14 protein-coding genes, 1 other RNA gene and 1 pseudogene are annotated in these 15,561 nt (G+C 55.3%); 5 read left to right on the plus strand and 11 right to left on the minus strand.

The annotated features are described in order from the left end of the window. Positions 1 to 59: 59 nt before the first annotated feature. From CLOEV_RS09570 to CLOEV_RS09580, 3 genes are all read right to left on the minus strand, one after another. Entirely contained in the window at positions 60 to 2,018 is a 1,959-nt protein-coding gene (locus tag CLOEV_RS09570; protein ID WP_008712466.1) for a sodium-translocating pyrophosphatase, read from the minus strand. A gap of 133 nt (positions 2,019 to 2,151) precedes the next feature. Next, positions 2,152 to 2,793: a molybdopterin-guanine dinucleotide biosynthesis protein MobB gene (locus tag CLOEV_RS09575; protein WP_034443395.1), complete on the minus strand. Its 642-nt coding sequence runs from the start codon at positions 2,791 to 2,793 to the stop codon at positions 2,152 to 2,154. Then, a complete protein-coding gene (locus tag CLOEV_RS09580; RefSeq protein WP_034443397.1) occupies positions 2,786 to 3,910 on the minus strand; it encodes an AI-2E family transporter in 1,125 nt (374 codons plus the stop codon). The genes CLOEV_RS09575 and CLOEV_RS09580 overlap by 8 nt, the downstream gene beginning before the upstream one ends. A gap of 255 nt (positions 3,911 to 4,165) precedes the next feature. On the opposite strand from CLOEV_RS09580, the pseudogene CLOEV_RS17550 reads away from it, so the two are divergent. The 3 genes and pseudogenes from CLOEV_RS17550 to CLOEV_RS09590 form a co-directional block, all read left to right on the plus strand. Further along, positions 4,166 to 4,294: pseudogene (locus CLOEV_RS17550) on the plus strand (helix-turn-helix domain-containing protein); the annotation flags it as partial. 231 nt (positions 4,295 to 4,525) lie between these two features. Then, a complete protein-coding gene (locus tag CLOEV_RS09585) occupies positions 4,526 to 5,476 on the plus strand; it encodes an IS30 family transposase (RefSeq protein ID WP_245591124.1) in 951 nt (316 codons plus the stop codon). 366 nt (positions 5,477 to 5,842) lie between these two features. Then, entirely contained in the window at positions 5,843 to 6,040 is a 198-nt protein-coding gene (locus CLOEV_RS09590; RefSeq protein WP_034443403.1) for a YwbE family protein, read from the plus strand. A gap of 451 nt (positions 6,041 to 6,491) precedes the next feature. Here the strand turns inward: CLOEV_RS09590 and CLOEV_RS09595 are convergent, their stop codons facing one another. From CLOEV_RS09595 to guaA, 5 genes are all read right to left on the minus strand, one after another. Continuing rightward, positions 6,492 to 7,862, minus strand: coding sequence for a CsgG/HfaB family protein (locus CLOEV_RS09595; RefSeq protein ID WP_034443405.1), 1,371 nt, complete (start codon positions 7,860 to 7,862; stop codon positions 6,492 to 6,494). A gap of 28 nt (positions 7,863 to 7,890) precedes the next feature. Next, positions 7,891 to 8,799, minus strand: coding sequence for a CsgG/HfaB family protein (locus tag CLOEV_RS09600; protein ID WP_034443407.1), 909 nt, complete (start codon positions 8,797 to 8,799; stop codon positions 7,891 to 7,893). 14 nt (positions 8,800 to 8,813) lie between these two features. Next, positions 8,814 to 9,611: a hypothetical protein gene (locus tag CLOEV_RS09605; protein WP_034443409.1), complete on the minus strand. Its 798-nt coding sequence runs from the start codon at positions 9,609 to 9,611 to the stop codon at positions 8,814 to 8,816. A 293-nt stretch (positions 9,612 to 9,904) separates the two neighbouring features. Then, positions 9,905 to 10,726 (minus strand): bifunctional DNA-formamidopyrimidine glycosylase/DNA-(apurinic or apyrimidinic site) lyase, encoded by an 822-nt coding sequence (gene mutM, locus CLOEV_RS09610; RefSeq protein WP_034443411.1) that lies wholly within the window; start codon positions 10,724 to 10,726, stop codon positions 9,905 to 9,907. A gap of 177 nt (positions 10,727 to 10,903) precedes the next feature. Further along, a complete protein-coding gene (gene guaA, locus CLOEV_RS09615) occupies positions 10,904 to 12,442 on the minus strand; it encodes a glutamine-hydrolyzing GMP synthase (protein ID WP_034443413.1) in 1,539 nt (512 codons plus the stop codon). A 253-nt stretch (positions 12,443 to 12,695) separates the two neighbouring features. On the opposite strand from guaA, the gene CLOEV_RS09620 reads away from it, so the two are divergent. After that, the gene (locus tag CLOEV_RS09620) at positions 12,696 to 12,917 is read left to right on the plus strand and encodes an Ada metal-binding domain-containing protein (protein ID WP_008712479.1); all 222 of its coding nucleotides are present in this window, start codon (positions 12,696 to 12,698) and stop codon (positions 12,915 to 12,917) included. A 41-nt stretch (positions 12,918 to 12,958) separates the two neighbouring features. On the opposite strand, the gene ssrA is transcribed toward CLOEV_RS09620, so the two are convergent. Together ssrA and smpB are read right to left on the minus strand one after the other, a co-directional pair. Continuing rightward, positions 12,959 to 13,312: a transfer-messenger RNA gene (gene ssrA / locus CLOEV_RS16455) on the minus strand. Positions 13,313 to 13,339: 27 nt separating this feature from the next. Continuing rightward, a complete protein-coding gene (gene smpB, locus CLOEV_RS09625; protein WP_034443416.1) occupies positions 13,340 to 13,834 on the minus strand; it encodes an SsrA-binding protein SmpB in 495 nt (164 codons plus the stop codon). 127 nt (positions 13,835 to 13,961) lie between these two features. Here smpB and CLOEV_RS09630 point away from each other — a divergent pair, with 127 nt between their 5' ends. Next, the gene (locus tag CLOEV_RS09630; RefSeq protein WP_034443418.1) at positions 13,962 to 14,804 is read left to right on the plus strand and encodes a nucleotidyltransferase domain-containing protein; all 843 of its coding nucleotides are present in this window, start codon (positions 13,962 to 13,964) and stop codon (positions 14,802 to 14,804) included. A 49-nt stretch (positions 14,805 to 14,853) separates the two neighbouring features. Here CLOEV_RS09630 and pflA read toward each other — a convergent pair whose 3' ends face one another. Beyond that, on the minus strand, positions 14,854 to 15,561 hold the full coding sequence (pflA, locus tag CLOEV_RS09635; protein ID WP_034443419.1) for a pyruvate formate-lyase-activating protein: 708 nt from the start codon (positions 15,559 to 15,561) through the stop codon (positions 14,854 to 14,856).

Here is a 15,561-nt window from a genome sequence, read left to right on the forward strand (position 1 = left end):
GGAGAGTAGCGGCTCTCCCTCTAATTTATATTATCACAAATTTTGCTCTGTTTATTGCACTATAGCGCGAAGAGCGGAGCAAGGACGGTGGCGACGACCGACATGAGCTTGATGAGGATGTTGAGGCTCGGTCCCGCAGTGTCTTTAAACGGATCGCCAACAGTATCTCCTACCACCGCCGCAGCGTGCGGCGCCGTTCCCTTGCCTCCGAAGTGGCCGGATTCTATGTATTTCTTCGCGTTGTCCCACGCGCCGCCGGAGTTGGACATGAATATCGCCATCATGACGCCAGTCACGATGGAACCGCCGAGCATTCCTCCAAGCGCCGCCGCTCCGAGCAGATAGCCAACGAGGACTGGCGCGAGGACCGCCATGACTCCGGGAATGACCATCTCTCTGAGCGCCGCCGCCGTGGAAATGTCTACGCAGCGTTCGTATTCAGGTCTGCCCGTACCTTCCATTATTCCGGGGATCTCACGGAACTGACGGCGTACTTCTTCGATCATTTTTTCCGCCGCGCGGCTTACCGCCTGGATGGAGAGGGCGCTGAAGATGAAGGGCAGGAGTCCGCCGATGAAGAGCCCCACCATTACGAAGGGATCTTTGAGGTCGATGGACTGGAGGTTGGTGGCTTCAGCGAAGGCGACGAAGAGGGCCAGCGCCGTAAGGGCCGCCGAGCCGATGGCGAGTCCTTTGCCCACGGCCGCCGTGGTGTTGCCTACGGCGTCGAGGTGGTCGGTGATTTCACGCACTTCTTCAGGGAGCTCAGCCATTTCCGCGATGCCTCCCGCGTTGTCAGCTATCGGGCCGTAGGCGTCAACGGAGAGCGCCATACCGGTGATGGCAAGCATTCCTACCGCCGCGCAGGCGATGCCGTAGAGTCCGCCGAAGAATACTCCCGCGATTATGGCGCAACAGACGAGGATCACGGGGATGGCTGTCGATTTCATGCCTACTCCAAGACCGGCCAGGATGTTGGTGGCCGCACCGGTCTCCGAGGCCGAGGCGATCTCTTTAACGCTCGGGTAGTCGCTGGAGGTGTAGTATTCCGTCGCCGCGCCGATGAGGAGGCCGGAGACGACTCCTGAAACTACGGCGTAGAAGAGTGTGAGGTCGCTGAAGAGCCAGTTGGTTATGAAGAAAGTACCGACGAGCATGAATAGGCCGGTGGAGCCGAGACCGTAGCGAAGTGCTTTGGCCGGGTCCCCTCCCTCTTTGACGCGTACGAAGAATGTGCCGAGGATCGAGGCGATTATGCCTATGCCCGCCAGCATGAGCGGGTAGATGATCCCTGCCTGATCAAGGCTGATGGCGCCGATGACCATGGCCGCGATGATGGAGTTGACGTATGATTCAAAGAGGTCGGCCCCCATTCCGGCGATGTCGCCCACGTTGTCTCCCACGTTGTCCGCGATGACGGCGGGGTTGCGCGGGTCGTCTTCGGGAATACCGGCTTCCACTTTACCGACAAGGTCCGCTCCCACGTCAGCGGCTTTGGTGTAGATGCCTCCGCCGACTCGCGCGAAGAGCGCTATCGAGCTCGCCCCAAATCCAAAGGCCGTTATGGTGTCCGGGCTCTGGAAGAGGATGTACATCGCCACTACTCCGATGAGACCTACTCCCACGACCGTCATGCCCATAACGCTGCCGCCCATGAAGGCGACTGTGAGGGCGTCGTTCATGCCGTGCATCGCCGCAAAGGCTGTCTTGCCGTTCGACTTGGTGGCAACTTTCATGCCGACGTAGCCGGTGAGGGCGCTGCAGGCCGCGCCCGCTACGAAGCAGACGGCGCTCGGAACGTTTATTTTCCACGCCAGCAGGGCTGCTACAATAATGACGAAGGGTACCAGGGCTTTATATTCCCTGTAGAGGAAGGCCATCGCGCCTCCCTGAATGATTCCGGACAGTTCGTTTACTCGCGCGTTTTCTACTTTGAACGCGTTGATTTTGCCCGACGCATATACCGCAAAGAGCAATGCGATTACTCCTATTCCTCCTACAATGGCTAAAATATTCATTGTTGAAGTGACCCCCTTGAAGGTTTTATATTATCGACTGTGTGTCGAACCAGTGAATTATTATATCTTCAAGAAGCACATTAAGCAACATCGCCAAAGAACTTAATTTGGGCGCGCACACAATAATTTACGCCTACTTGTTCGCTTCTCCGTCAAGGTATATGCGGACCGGCGCCTGCGGATCCTTTCCGCCCTTCAGTGAGGCAAGCATGCCGAGCACGGCTCCCCTAACAAAGTCGGCGATAAAATCTTTCATCGGCAGAGGGCGGTCTCCGATATAGACCTTAGAGCTGCGATAATAGCTCCCGCGGACGGTAGCAGCCAGCCTCCCCGCGATAATCGCTTCGTCCCCTTCGCCGAAACGCAGCTTCCCGTCGCCGGCGGCGCCTCTGTCATACACCATAAATACGCCGCGCACGCCGGCCGGCCTCGGCTCGCCGCTCTCCACCCATATCTTGGGAAGGTCCAGGTATTTGCCGCCTTCCAGTATCACGATCTCCGCGTCGGGAAAGTACCGCGATACTATATACTCCGGCGTAAAGGGCTTCGTCTCCGCCTCTTCGAAACACAGGCCGTCCGTCCCCCACAGCGCCGAGGCGACTCCCATCCTCTCCACGGCGGAGGTGTCAGTATCGTCATCATCGAGCACTTCGTCGGAAGTTCTCTTTATATACCCGGTCCGCACCCCCAGGCGCGCGAGTTCCGAAAGCAGCTTACGGCACAGCGTCGTTTTGCCGCTGTTCTTAAAACCCGAAACGGCGAAGATCCTAATCATCCTCAGCCCCCGCGAAACAATCCTCATCCGGGGTCTTGATTATGCTGTGGTATATGTCCAGCAGGAAGAGCGCCAGCGAAAGGATCAGCGGTCCGACGAATACGCCGAGGAACCCCCAGGCGTAAAGGCCGCCGAAGAGCCCGACGAAGATGAGGAGCATGTGTATTTTGCTGCCCTCGGAGATGAATATCGGCTTGATAAAATTATCTATCGAGCTGACGACCAGCAGTCCCCACAGCAAAAGGATGACACAGCCGGAGAGGTCGCCGCGCAGAAAGAGCGCGGCGGAACCGGGCACCCATATCGCGGGGGTGCCGACAAACGGTATCATCGCCGTCATGAACATGCAGAAGCCGAAAAAGACCGGGTGCGCGAGGCCGACATACCACCAGCCAAGGCCGCCCAAGGTGCCCTGGACCGCGGCCGTCATGATTATGCCGCAGACGACGGCCTTCAGCATAACCGCCGTGCGCATCACAAAGCCGACGCGCTCCTCCTCCGGCAGAGGGAGGAGGTCCGTCGCATAATCTATCATCCGGCGTCCGTCGCGCACGAGGAAGAACGAGGTGATGGCGACGATCAGTATTATCAGCGCGAGCTTGAGTATGCTCTCGAATATCTGGCTTGAGATCATCGTCAGAAAGGCCGTCACATAACGCGCGCTGTCCTTTATCAGCGCGTCTACGATAGGCAGATCCGTAATAAGATCCAGCTCGTTGACAAATCCGCCAAAAATCGGCAGCGACTTGACGGCCGCGATGATATCGGCGTAAGAGCCCGAGATGAGACCGCTCTCCATGAGCTGCCTGCTGATGCGGATCGCCTCACGTGTGACGAAGATAGAAAGCATCAGCAGCGGCAGCGCGATAAAGACCAAGATCACGCCGGTGCTGATAGCGGCCGCGATATTGCGGTATCTCTCACGAAACAGGCGTTTGTGCAGAAAGGTGAAGATCGGATAGGCGAAATATGAAAAGAGGATCGACCACATCAACGGCATCGCGAGCGGCTTTATGATGTACCAGGACACCATGGCGAAAAAGGCGAGAAGGACGACAAGCGGGATAACACTGGTACGTATCTTCTTCGCGGCAAGTACATATCTGTTTGTGGTCAACGGACAGGCCTCCTAAATCATTATATCTGCGCCATTCAGTATAAGTCTTTTTATGCTTCATATCTACCGGGAAAAAACATTAAATGACCGAAAAGCGTTAATTGCAAACGTAACTCCGACGGCACCCCACTGGTCATCACGCAATAACTTCTCCGAAACACACCATTTCACATATAACGAAATAACTTCTGCCGGTTTAGAGCTATCGTATTAAGGACACGGTTTCACACGGGCTTTTGGAATGGAGCGTTTTAAATGAACAGGGGCTTTAAACATCCTACTCTGAACGATCGTAACGAAATAGCAGCAAAACTCAAAGAGGGATGCTCTTTCAGAGCTATCGCGGAAGCAATAGGCAAGCATCCGTCGTCTGTCTCTGAAGAAATAAGGAGGCATCTTGTCAAAAAGCAGTCCGGCGGTGCAGGACATCCTTTTAACGACTGCAATAATCGTTTTAACTGCAATGTGTCCCTGCTCTGCCGCGGAAACCGGCCGTGTTTTAAAAAACATTGCAGGGACTGTACGTATTGCCGGTCGATATGTCCGGGATATGTAAAGCAGGAATGTGTGCTGCTCCTGTCTCCGCCTTATGTATGCGGAGCCTGTCCAAAACGGATGCAATGCACTCTGGAAAAAGCGGATTACGAGCCATTGTCTGCGGAGAAGAAGGCTGCCTCCGTGCTGTCGGAGTCAAGACGGGGCATAACGGCTTCCGACGAAGAGCTAAAGCGGCTGAACGATATCATCTCCCCGCGCATAAAAAAGGGACAGTCGGTCTATCATATCTGGAGCTCTGAAAAGGATTCGCTGATGTGCTCGGAGAAGACTATATACAACTATATAGACCAGAAGCGGTTTGACGCGATAAATCTGGAACTTCCGCGTAAGGTCCGCAGACGTCTGTCGCGTCTGTCGAAGCAGAACTTCAAGGTCGATACGAAGTGCAGAGAGGGACGGGGGGACAGCGATTTCATTGCGTTTATCACGGCGCACCCTGACACCCCTATAGTTGAGATCGACTCCGTGGACGGCAGGGTCGGAGGGAAGGTCATGCTCACAGTCCATTTCCTGGATGCGCAGCTGATGCTGATCTTTCTGCGCGATGCCAATACTGCGAAGTCTGTCTCCGACATATTCAATGCTTTATACCATAACCTTGGGCGCGAACTCTATATCGAGCTTTTCCCCGTCATCCTTACTGACAACGGCAGTGAATTTACTGATCCGGCGGCGTTGGAGCTTGGCGGCGGAGAGGACAGTCCGTGCCATGTCTTTTACTGTGATCCGGCGTCGCCGAATCAAAAGGGATCTATAGAAAACAACCATGAGCAGATACGCAAAGTACTTCCGAAGGGAACGAGCTTCGATGATCTTGACCAGGCCGATATGCAGCTGCTGTCTAACAACATCAACTCATTATTGAGAAGAAAGCTGAACGGCCGATCTTCATACGAGGTGTTCAGCTTTCTTCATGGAGAGGAGACTCTCCGCTTGCGGGGCGTTTCGCCTGTTTCGCCGGAGGACGTTCTTCTAACGCCGGCGTTACTTCGTAACAGGCAACGGTAATAGTATAGCTTGAAATTGCCGATGTGAAACCGTGACATTAAGAGAGCGAACATAACCTGTCGCGATAACTTTTACACAAAAATCGTGTTTACGGCATGTCAATGTTGGTGTGTCCTAAAAATCATTCAAAAAAGCCTATAAACAGCGTCGGCAGCCAAAGAAGATTACAAAACGCGCCTCATTGACTGCCAACGATATTCTTATAGTTATCCTTTAACCGTTGTATCGTGCGAAAGCTGACGCTGCGCTCGCGTTTACTTCTGCAAACTCGGAGTTAGTTTTACAGTTGAGCCATACGTCAAGCGCCCCGGCTGCGTTATAATAATTGTCCGGCGCCGCTGTAGCGGGGCCGAAGGAGGAGTACTCGTGGACGGAAGGACGAGATCGGACATAAAGATAGGCGCGCATGTGAGCATAGTGCTGAAGGCCGACCAGCGCACCGGAAAACTTACGGAGGGTGTTGTGGCGCGGCTTCTGACGAAGAGCCCGACGCACCCGCACGGCATAAAGGTGATGCTCGGAGACGGGCAGGTAGGGCGCGTGAAGGAGATACTGGCCGACTGAAAAAGCCGCGGCCGAGCGATTGAGCAAGAAACGACGCCGGTTCGCCCGGAATCAAAGGGGGATCCTCCCTCTTTGAAGTCTCCCGTATTTCCCTGCCTGTGTTTATGCAAATCGCAGAATGCTCTTGCATCATCCGGCCACGGAAATGCAAAACGGGCACGAGCTTTCATCCGTCATTGATGAAAACACCTGCCCGTTTTGTCGCGGCATCGCCGCCTCTGATTGCATATCTTCGCCGCCCCCTCTGCGGAGGCAAAGTTATGATATATTTTCCGCTCAAGTTAAAAAGGAGCGGAAAATATTTGACGCAGGGGAGCGGATAAAAAGCTGGGCTCAAAAATTTAATTATCGCAAGTTTTTACCCTCTCATTTTTTAAGGGACGCATAGCCGTTATGCTATTGTCGGAATATCAAGGTGCCGCGTCGCCCGTCCAAGCCTCTGCTGCGAGGTCTATTTGCTTAATGCCGCCTTTTTGTTTAGTGCCGGCTGATAGTTCGGGTTCATTTTAAGAGCTCTGTTGAACCACTGCAGCGCAAGCGAGTTGTCTTTCATTTTCATTGCGCAGAGGCCGGCCCAGTAGGCGCTTACGAAATTTTGCGGATAGCCTTTCACAGCGCGTTCGAAGCTCTTGACAGCCTCTTTGGGATTGCCGCTCTGAAGTTGTTTTACACCGGCTGAATGGGCTATCTGAATGAGATTACGTTCTTTTTGTGAGATGGGATATGTTTTCATCACTTCGACCTGATCGGAGGTGTTCGGGTCGATACCGCTTACGGGTACCAATTGAGCAGAACCGGATGGAGACGCCTGCGTTTGGCCTGCGGCCGGGGACGCCGCAGCGGGAGAAGCGTCCGCGGCTGGGGATGCGCCGCCGCCGTAAAGAACGTTCAGAGCGTCCTGACTGTATTGCGGAGCGCGTTCTTTCCTGTATGCGAGGTTCTTATGTTCGCCTCTGTCTACCGGCTCTATGAGATCGCCCTTAAAAATATTTTCAATAGGCCCTGTGTTTTTTACAACAAGGCATTTGCTGAAAGCGGGCTGTGCGTCTTTTACTTTGAGGAGCGCGTAATTATTCTTCTCGGTGGCCAGCACCTTGCCGTCCAGTCCTGTGATGGCGTTGCCTTCCGCGTAGACGACGAGAAGGTCGTCTTTTTTAGCGCCGAGCGACGACCCCATATCAATGAGCACCTCGTCGCCGTTTAGCGCGATTACATGGTTCACTTCGCCGCCAAGTCTTTTGCGAAGCTCGCGGATGACTTTTACGACGGCATCATGCGCCGCGGCTGCTTTTATCCCGCCGAAATCGGCCTCTGCGTATGTGATCCCGCCTATGCTTATGCCGCCGGCCGAACGGTCCGCTATGCCGGTCTCCCGTACGCCGAATGCGACGCTGCCCGTCGTGGTGTTAATTATCCTCGTATCAAGCGTGCATTTTCCTGTATGTGTGGCGCTTCCGATAAAGGAGATGACGACGCCTCCCACCGCCTCGGTATATTCTGTTACTGAGCCGAGGATGATATAATCGACACCAATCAATTTGCCTATTTTGGCAGCTGTGCCCACGTCGACGAGCCCTGACTGGTCCAGCTTTTGTTCGCGCGCGATCGCGTCGAGGCGCGAGCGTTCGTAGACCTCGAACGTCTTTGTGTTGGCCATCTCGGTAGTAAACATGTCCGTCAGGGCTTGCGCCACAAGGTTGCTGCCCTCCGGCGCTTTGTTCTGGAATTCCATGACGGCAATTCTCATTGCCGCGGAAGACGGGGCGGCGGTTGATACGAGAAACAGAAATAATGAAATGAAAAGCGCGATACTTTTTCTCATTTGTTTTTTTCCCTTCTTGCTGCTTAGTTTATAGTTTGACGCTTGACGGGTCGCTTACTTTTTCCAATAAGTCTCCCCGTTTCAAGTCTTTGCTGCCCTTTATGATTTTAGCGGTTGAATAATTTGGATTGACATCCTCAACTACAATTACCGATTTAAAGTTTTTTTCGATTCCGAGCACTGAGCCGTCCAGTCCTTTTATCACTCCGCTCTCGCTGTAGACAGCGTAATGCTGGCCGCGGCGCGCGCCGAGCGACGAGCCGGCGTCGATCGTAACGGAATTTCCGGATACGCTGAGCACATGCAGCCCTGACGCGCTTCCGCCGCCGGACGTCGCGCCGCCTCCTATACGGGCCCTGATGTCGTCGGCTGCTTTTGAAACGGCCTTTTGTGTCGCAGCCGCCATGACTCCGCCATGTTTTATCGTGCCGAAGCCGCCGAAGACTGATATCAGCGCGCCGGAGCTGTTAGTCGCCGCGCCCTCCTGCCTGCTGGTAAAGGTGACGCGGCCGGTCGTATTGCTGACTATCCGCACGTCAAGCGTCACGTAGCCCGTATTGGAAACAAACCCGCCGCCGACTCCAGGCAGTATGGCGGCGCCTCCCGGTGTTTGATAATGGAATTGCGTTATCGCGCCCGTTATCATGTACTCGGCGCCGGTAAGCTTGCCAACTTTCGGAGCCGTCGACGAATCGACCAGCCCGGACTGTCCGAGTTTCTGTTCTGCGCCGATCTCTCCAAGGCGCTCCCGTTCGACGATGTCAAAGGCCCCCGTGTTCATCAATTCCGTCGTCATCATATCCGTAATTGCAGACGCTATCTGAGACCCTACGCCCGCTTTGTCTATAAACGGCTGAATTGAAATGACCGGCTTTGCCCAGCACGGTATGGCAAAAATCAGAAGAGCGAAGATTGCGCAAAGAAGTTTTTTCTGCATTTAAAGCATGCCCCCTAAAATGACATCTGAGCCATGGCCCCGTTTACAACGCCGAGCCGAAGGTTGGGAAAACGGTTAATCAGATACTGGGCCGCTTCTGTGACGCTTACGCTGCCGCTGATTTCAAAAGAGGCGTTTCCAGCTCCGTAGCCGGACATTTTCACATCCGCGACGCCCGGCATCCCTTTTAAAGCAACAAGTATCTCGTTGGCGCCGTTAAAGGAGCCTACGTTTGAGATAGAGAGGGCGCATATCTGTGAAGACGCTGCGGCCTGCCCCGCGCCATTCCCGGCGATGAGTTGGACGGCGGCTTGTTGGGCGGCCGCAATCAGTGCTTTGTGTGCGGCTTCATCTTCTGAATACCCAACTTCTTTGCCGGTGACGGAAGATGCTGCCACATATTGAGCGTTTGCGTCATAGGCGTTTAAAGAAACGACAGCGGTACCTGTGTACATATTGAATTCGTTTAATCTTGGTTTATGCACAGTAGCCTGTCCAACCACTACCTGGCCGACGTGATAATTTTTTGTGAATGATTTAATGAGATTTTTGTTCCCGCCGATTATCTTCCTGGTGTCCACACTCCTTTTAATTTTTTCCATCTGAGCTTCATTTACGATCTTAAAGCCGTTCTGCAGAAGTATGCCGCGGATCGTGTTTTCGGCCGCGCCTCCGGAGGTGAAGAAGGTTTGCCCAATATCACCGATGAAGACAGCGATATTCTTATTACGCGAAATTACAGCCTCAGAAGACGCCGTAAAGAAAAGAACAAAAACAGAACAAAGCGCCAAGATCCATCGTAATCTTTTCAAAATAAAACTCCTCCTTAATTTGTGTTAAATTAAAAAACCTTTAATTTAACTCGACGGCCTTTATTGAATATATAAAAGAAGATAAATGATTATCAACGATAAAGATTCGCTTATACACTGTCAGTATATGGTTTAGAGCCATTCTTTCGATTATTGGAACTATTGTAAATACATTTAATCTTGGTATCGTTGCCGATGAGAATAGAATATTACTAGATGCCTGGAAGGTCAATAACTATTTTAGAAAATGATATTTGACCGAAGAACTCCATACGCCCTCATCACACTTTCCGCTATCGCTGGCACTTCGGGCAATAGACGCTGCCGCGGCCGCCTACTACGACGCGGAGGAGGCGTTCGCCGCATACGCGGCAGGGCTCGCCGGCGCGGCCGTATACGTTCAGATAGCGAGAGCGGTACCCGCGCCCCTTTCCGGCGAGATACTCCTCGGCGCTCATTCTGTTTTCCGCAATGCCGGTCAGAAGCGCCTCCCGTATCGCCGCGGCAAGCCGCTCACACTCATCGACAGAGAGGCCGCAGGCCGGTCGTTCTGGACGTATATTCGCGGCAAAGAGGCTCTCGTCGGCATAGATATTCCCGATACCGGCAATAAACCCCTGGTCGAGCAGGCAGCTTTTAACGGCCGACTTCCGCTTCGCCAAGGCCGAACTTAAGTAAGCGGCGCTGAAGTCCTCGTCAAAAGGCTCCGGGCCGAGCCGGCTGACGCCGCTGAAAAGATCCTCCTCGCCGCCGCGGATCAGCCAGAAGCGCCCAAAACGGCGCATATCCGTAAAGCGCAGCTCCCGCCCGTTCTCTAAATGAAAGATGAGATGGGTATGCTTCTCTAAAGGAAAATCCGGCGGCGTCAGCAGCAGCGAACCCGTCATGCGGAGATGCAGAACGATTCTGCCGCCGCCCTCCAGGCAAAGCGAGAGAAACTTTCCCCGGCGCTCCAGCTCCATGATCCGCTCGCCCTTCAGCTCACGGACAAACTCTTCCGCCGATGGCCGCGCGACGACCTTCGGATCGTTCACCGTAATACCGGCTATCCTCAGCCCCCTGATCTGCGGCGCGAGGACCTGTTTTACCGTTTCGACCTCCGGCAGCTCCGGCATTTCACACACCCCTTCCGCGTAAGCAAAAACATATCCGACAGTCAGTCTGTCCCGACAACGATATTCACCTGAATGCGGACCTCTCGGCTTATAATAACACCAATTTCGCAGAGACCCCGCTGCCGGTTCCAAGCAACGAGGTCTCTGGGTCTGTTTTATATTTTTACCGCAGTATCTCTATTCCCACTCAATAGTTGCCGGCGGCTTGGAGGTCACGTCTAGCACCACGCGGTTTACCTGCGGCACCTCGTTGCAGATGCGGCGCGAGACGGTGTCTAGCAGTTCGTAGGGCAGATGCACCCATTCCGCCGTCATCGCGTCGAGCGAGGATACGGCGCGCAGCGCTATCGTTTCGCCGTATGTGCGCACGTCGCCGACGACGCCGACGCTGCGCACGGGCAGCAGCGCGCAGAAAGCCTGCCATATTGAATCATAAAGTCCGGCTTTGCGAATTTCCTCTATAAATATCGCGTCCGCCTCGCGCAGGATGTCGAGGCGCTCCTTCCTGAGCTCGCCGAGGCAGCGTACCGCCAGTCCGGGGCCTGGGAAGGGATGGCGTCCGAGGAAATGCGGCGCGATGCCGAGCACCTTGCCGACACGGCGGACCTCATCTTTGAAGAGGTCGCGCAGCGGTTCGAGCAGTCCCATCTTCATATCATCGGGAAGACCGCCGACGTTGTGGTGGGTCTTGATCACACCGCCGCCGCCGTGGCCGCTCTCGACCACGTCGGGGTAGATCGTTCCCTGCAGCAGCCAGTCGGAGCCGCCAAGACGGCGCGCCTCCTCCTCGAATACACGGATAAAAAGCTCGCCGATGATCTTGCGCTTGCGCTCCGGCTCCGTCACACCGGCAAGAGCCGTGAGGAAGCGTTCGCTCGCGTCTGCAAAATGCACGTTGAGGTTCAGCGATTTGTAAGTTTCCATCACCTGTCTGCCCTCGTCTTTGCGCAGCATTCCGTGGTCGACGAAGATGCAGTGAAGCTGTCCACCGACAGCCCGCTGGGTGATCACCGCCGAGACTGTCGAGTCCACGCCGCCGGAGAGGCCGCAGATGACTTTGCCGCCGCCGACCTTCGCGCGTATCTTCTCTATTTCATGATCTATCCATTCATTGCCGAGGGTCCAGTCTGCCGTGCAGCCGCAGATGTCAAAAAGAAAAGCGGAAAGTATCTCCTGTCCCTTCGGCGTATGCGCAACCTCAGGGTGGAACTGCAGCGCCGTCACGCGCCCGTCCGCCGACTCAAAGCCGGCCATCGCGCCGCTCTCGCTGCGCGCCGTGACCTTGAAGCCCACGGGGAGCCTCTTTACCTCGTCCCAGTGGCTCATCCAGACCGCAAGTTTTTTATCGCCGCCGCAGCGCGTAAAAAGACGTCCCTCTTCTACGTTGACCGCCGCGCGGCCATATTCCGCGGAGCTGCCGCGCTCCACCGCGCCGCCGAACTGGTGCGCCAGCAGCTGCATACCGTAGCATATCCCCAGCACGGGGGCATCGGCGGACAACAGCTCCATCGGGACCGCCGGCGCGTCAGGATCAAGCACGCTGCGCGGTCCGCCGGAAATTATAATTCCCGCCGGATTGGACTCGCGGAGCTTCTCTATCGGAGAATCCCAGAAAAGTATCTCGCTGTAGACGCCAAGCTCGCGCACGCGTCTTGCGATCAGTTGTGTATATTGTGAACCGCAGTCAATAATAAGGATCTTATTCTCTTTTTTCATAACAGGGGCGCCGCCCCGTCACCTCCGGCCGTCATTAAAGTGCACGTTTAAGTATGACATAAAGTTTCACGAATTGCTAGGCATTAGGAGGACTATTTCACAGATCGGCGAAAAAATGCGCGGATGTTTTTAAGACCGTGGGCAGAGATAAAAGGGCTTGTTCGCGTCATGTTATGGTATAGTTGGGCTATCGGCATAATATGAAAAAGAAAAAAATCCCGCACCATAAGTTCATGAGAGGGAGGCAGAAGAAATGAAAAAGCTAGCCGCCGCAGTCGCCATTCTGCTGATATTCGCCGCCGCGGCCCTCTGCGCCGCCGCGGGGAACTTTATCGCCTCGCGCGACAGAGAACCCTTCCACACGCTCAACTGCCGTTGGGCGAAAAAGATATCTCCCGAAAACGCCGTCTATTACAACACCAGGGACGAGGCCGTAAAGGACGGACATCGGCCATGTAAGGTATGCAGGCCATAGCGAAAAAAAGGCAGCCCGGTAAAGGGCTGCCTGAAAATTTCTGGTGGAGACGCGGGGAATCGAACCCCGGTCCAACAGAGGCCGATCTGGAGGGCGCTACGTGCGTAGTCTACGCTTTAAAATTCGGGGCGGAGGCTCCCATAGACAGGATTCTCTTTCCCTAGCCTTTCCTGGATCTCGGACGTCAGCCGAAAAGCTCTGCCGCAATCCCAGCCGTCTTTGTGACGCTCTTTCCGGACCCAACGGCGGAAGCCCGGAAGAGCGCGCTGCTTAACTAAGCAGCGAGTGCGTAATTGTCTTCGACAATTATTGTTTTGGAGCCGGATTAACGAGGATTCCCCATCCTCGGCACGCTCCCTCCGACCATCCGTCTGCTGTCGAAACCTGTCGTCCCCAGTTGGTGGTACGGGTGATGCCTGATCTTAGTAGTCTTCGCCGCGGCCTTTGCGGCGTACCGCTCTCTCTATTTCGCGGACGGCGTCGCGTTCGGCGGCGCTGTCGCGTTTGTCATGGAGCTGCTTGCCCTTGGCTACGGCAAGCTCGATCTTGGCCCGTTTGCCCTCTTTGAGGTATATCTTGAGCGGCACGAGTGTGAAACCCTTCTCGCGAGTCTTCTCAAGCAGCCTGCGGATCTCCGTCTTGTGGACGAGCAGCTTGCGCGGGCGCAGCGGGTCTTTGTTGTAGATCGTGCCCTTTTCGTAGGGCGAGATATGGACGTTGTAGAGCCACAGCTCTCCGCCCTCCACCGAGGCAAAGCCGTCTTTAAGGTTGGCCCTTCCCTCCCTGATGGATTTTATCTCCGTCCCGGATAAAACGATGCCGACCTCAAAAGAATCTATGATGAAATACTCATGCCTTGCCTTTCGATTCTGGGCGACTGTTTTATCCTCAGGCACTTTTCTCACCTCGACAGGCATTATACCTGTTTGAACAAATTTAGTCAAATCGCAATTTTACGCAATTCCTCCGCTGCTGACTTGCGCGGGGAATTATGATATTGTAATGACATAGGGCAAAAGATACCCTTAGGGGGACTTATTTGATATGACGGATACGGCAAACATGATAATAGACAAGGTTGCGGAGACATTCGCCGGCGTGCGGGGGATAGATGCCGTCGTGCTCGGCGGTTCGCGCGCCACCGGCACCGCGGGCCGTGATTCGGATATCGACATCGGCATATATTATGACGCCGGCACGTTCGACCTCGATGATTTCCGCGGACGCGCCGCGCTCATCGACGACGAACACCGGAGAGACGCGGTGACTTCGCCAGGCGAATGGGGGCTGTGGATAAACGGCGGCGGCTGGCTTCGCGTCGGGGGAATGCCGGTCGACTTTCTTTTCCGCGACACCGCGAAGGTGAGTTCTGTCATCGGCCAATGTCTCGCGGGCGAGATCACGATAGATTATCAGTGCGGTCATCCCTTCGGCTTCGTCAATTCGATTTACGCGGGAGAGGCGGCTGCCTGCCGCGAATTATCCTGCGCCAACGAACGGCTGCGCGAAGAAAAGGCGCGTCTCGTTCCCTTTCCCGAGAAATACCGCCGCGCCGCGATGGATAAGTTCTTATGGGAATGCTGGTTTTCTGCCATGTGCGGCCGAAAATCCGCCGGCAAAGGCGACGTCGTCTACGCCGCCGGTTCGCTCTTTCGCTGCGCGGTCTCGCTGATGCAGGTGCTTTTTGCCTTCAACCGCATGTTCATGATCAACGAGAAGGGCGCGCTGGCGCGGCTTGTGAATGAAAAAAACGTTTACCTGCCGGACGGCTTCGCCGACGATATTATTACGTCGTTTTCCGCACAGGACGGCGAAAGCATCGCCGGGAGCTTCGACAAGATCGAGAGACAATACCGCCGGATAGCCGAAAAGGCGGCCCTGGAATAGACGGACGGGCGGCTCCGCAAACAGGGAAACCGCCCCTTTCGCAACAAGCTCAGCGTATGTCCGCGATCTTTTGCAGCTCCGCGAGCCGTTCCGCCGAGCATTCGGGATAGTCCTTCAGCGGAAAATCTATCCCCAGACGTTCGTACTTTACGGCGCAGAGCCTTTTGAAGGGCAGCAGCTCGATCCTTTCCAGGTTGGCGAAGCGGCGCGCCGCCTCTCTGAGGCGCGGTATGTCGGCCTCGCCGTCGTTTATTCCCGGCACGATCACCTGCCGTATCCACAGCGGTATCCTCATCGCCTCCGTCAGAGCGAGAAATTCAAGCACCGGCGCGAGCGAGCCTCCGCAGTATTTAAAGTAGCCCTCTTCCGTTGTAAATTTAAGGTCGCAGATCACGAGGTCCGTATATCTCAACACCGCCTCCGCGCCGCGCGTTCCGCAGGCGCCCGAGCTGTCGAGCGCCGTGTGATAGCCTCGCTCCTTGAGCTCATGGAAGAGCGCCGCCGCGAACTCGGGCTGCATGAGCGGTTCGCCGCCCGAGAGCGTGACGCCGCCCTTTTCGGCAATATAGGGGCGCAGCCGCTCGATCCTAGCCGTCAGCCAGGAGACGGAACGTTCCTCGCCGCCCGCCGCCTCCCAGCTCTCAGGATTGTGGCAATAGGCGCAGCGCAGCGGGCAGCCCTGCGCGAAGATCACGCAGCGCAGGCCGGGACCGTCGACCGCTCCCAGGCTTTGAAAAGCGCAGATGCGCCCCTTCAC

Source organism: Cloacibacillus evryensis DSM 19522 (assembly GCF_000585335.1).
GTDB lineage: Bacteria > Synergistota > Synergistia > Synergistales > Synergistaceae > Cloacibacillus > Cloacibacillus evryensis.

Bases quoted from the DNA above. Each gene is read 5' to 3' on its own strand.
- CLOEV_RS09570 (WP_008712466.1), bottom strand. From the start codon at position 2,018: ATGAATATTTTAGCCATTGTAGGAGGAATAGGAGTAATCGCATTGCTC.
- CLOEV_RS09575 (WP_034443395.1), bottom strand. From the start codon at position 2,793: ATGATTAGGATCTTCGCCGTTTCGGGTTTTAAGAACAGCGGCAAAACG.
- CLOEV_RS09585 (WP_245591124.1), top strand. From the start codon at position 4,526: ATGCAATGCACTCTGGAAAAAGCGGATTACGAGCCATTGTCTGCGGAG.
- CLOEV_RS09595 (WP_034443405.1), bottom strand. From the start codon at position 7,862: ATGAGAAAAAGTATCGCGCTTTTCATTTCATTATTTCTGTTTCTCGTA.
- CLOEV_RS09600 (WP_034443407.1), bottom strand. From the start codon at position 8,799: ATGCAGAAAAAACTTCTTTGCGCAATCTTCGCTCTTCTGATTTTTGCC.
- mutM (WP_034443411.1), bottom strand. From the start codon at position 10,726: ATGCCGGAGCTGCCGGAGGTCGAAACGGTAAAACAGGTCCTCGCGCCG.
- guaA (WP_034443413.1), bottom strand. From the start codon at position 12,442: ATGAAAAAAGAGAATAAGATCCTTATTATTGACTGCGGTTCACAATAT.
- CLOEV_RS09620 (WP_008712479.1), top strand. From the start codon at position 12,696: ATGAAAAAGCTAGCCGCCGCAGTCGCCATTCTGCTGATATTCGCCGCC.
- smpB (WP_034443416.1), bottom strand. From the start codon at position 13,834: ATGCCTGTCGAGGTGAGAAAAGTGCCTGAGGATAAAACAGTCGCCCAG.
- CLOEV_RS09630 (WP_034443418.1), top strand. From the start codon at position 13,962: ATGACGGATACGGCAAACATGATAATAGACAAGGTTGCGGAGACATTC.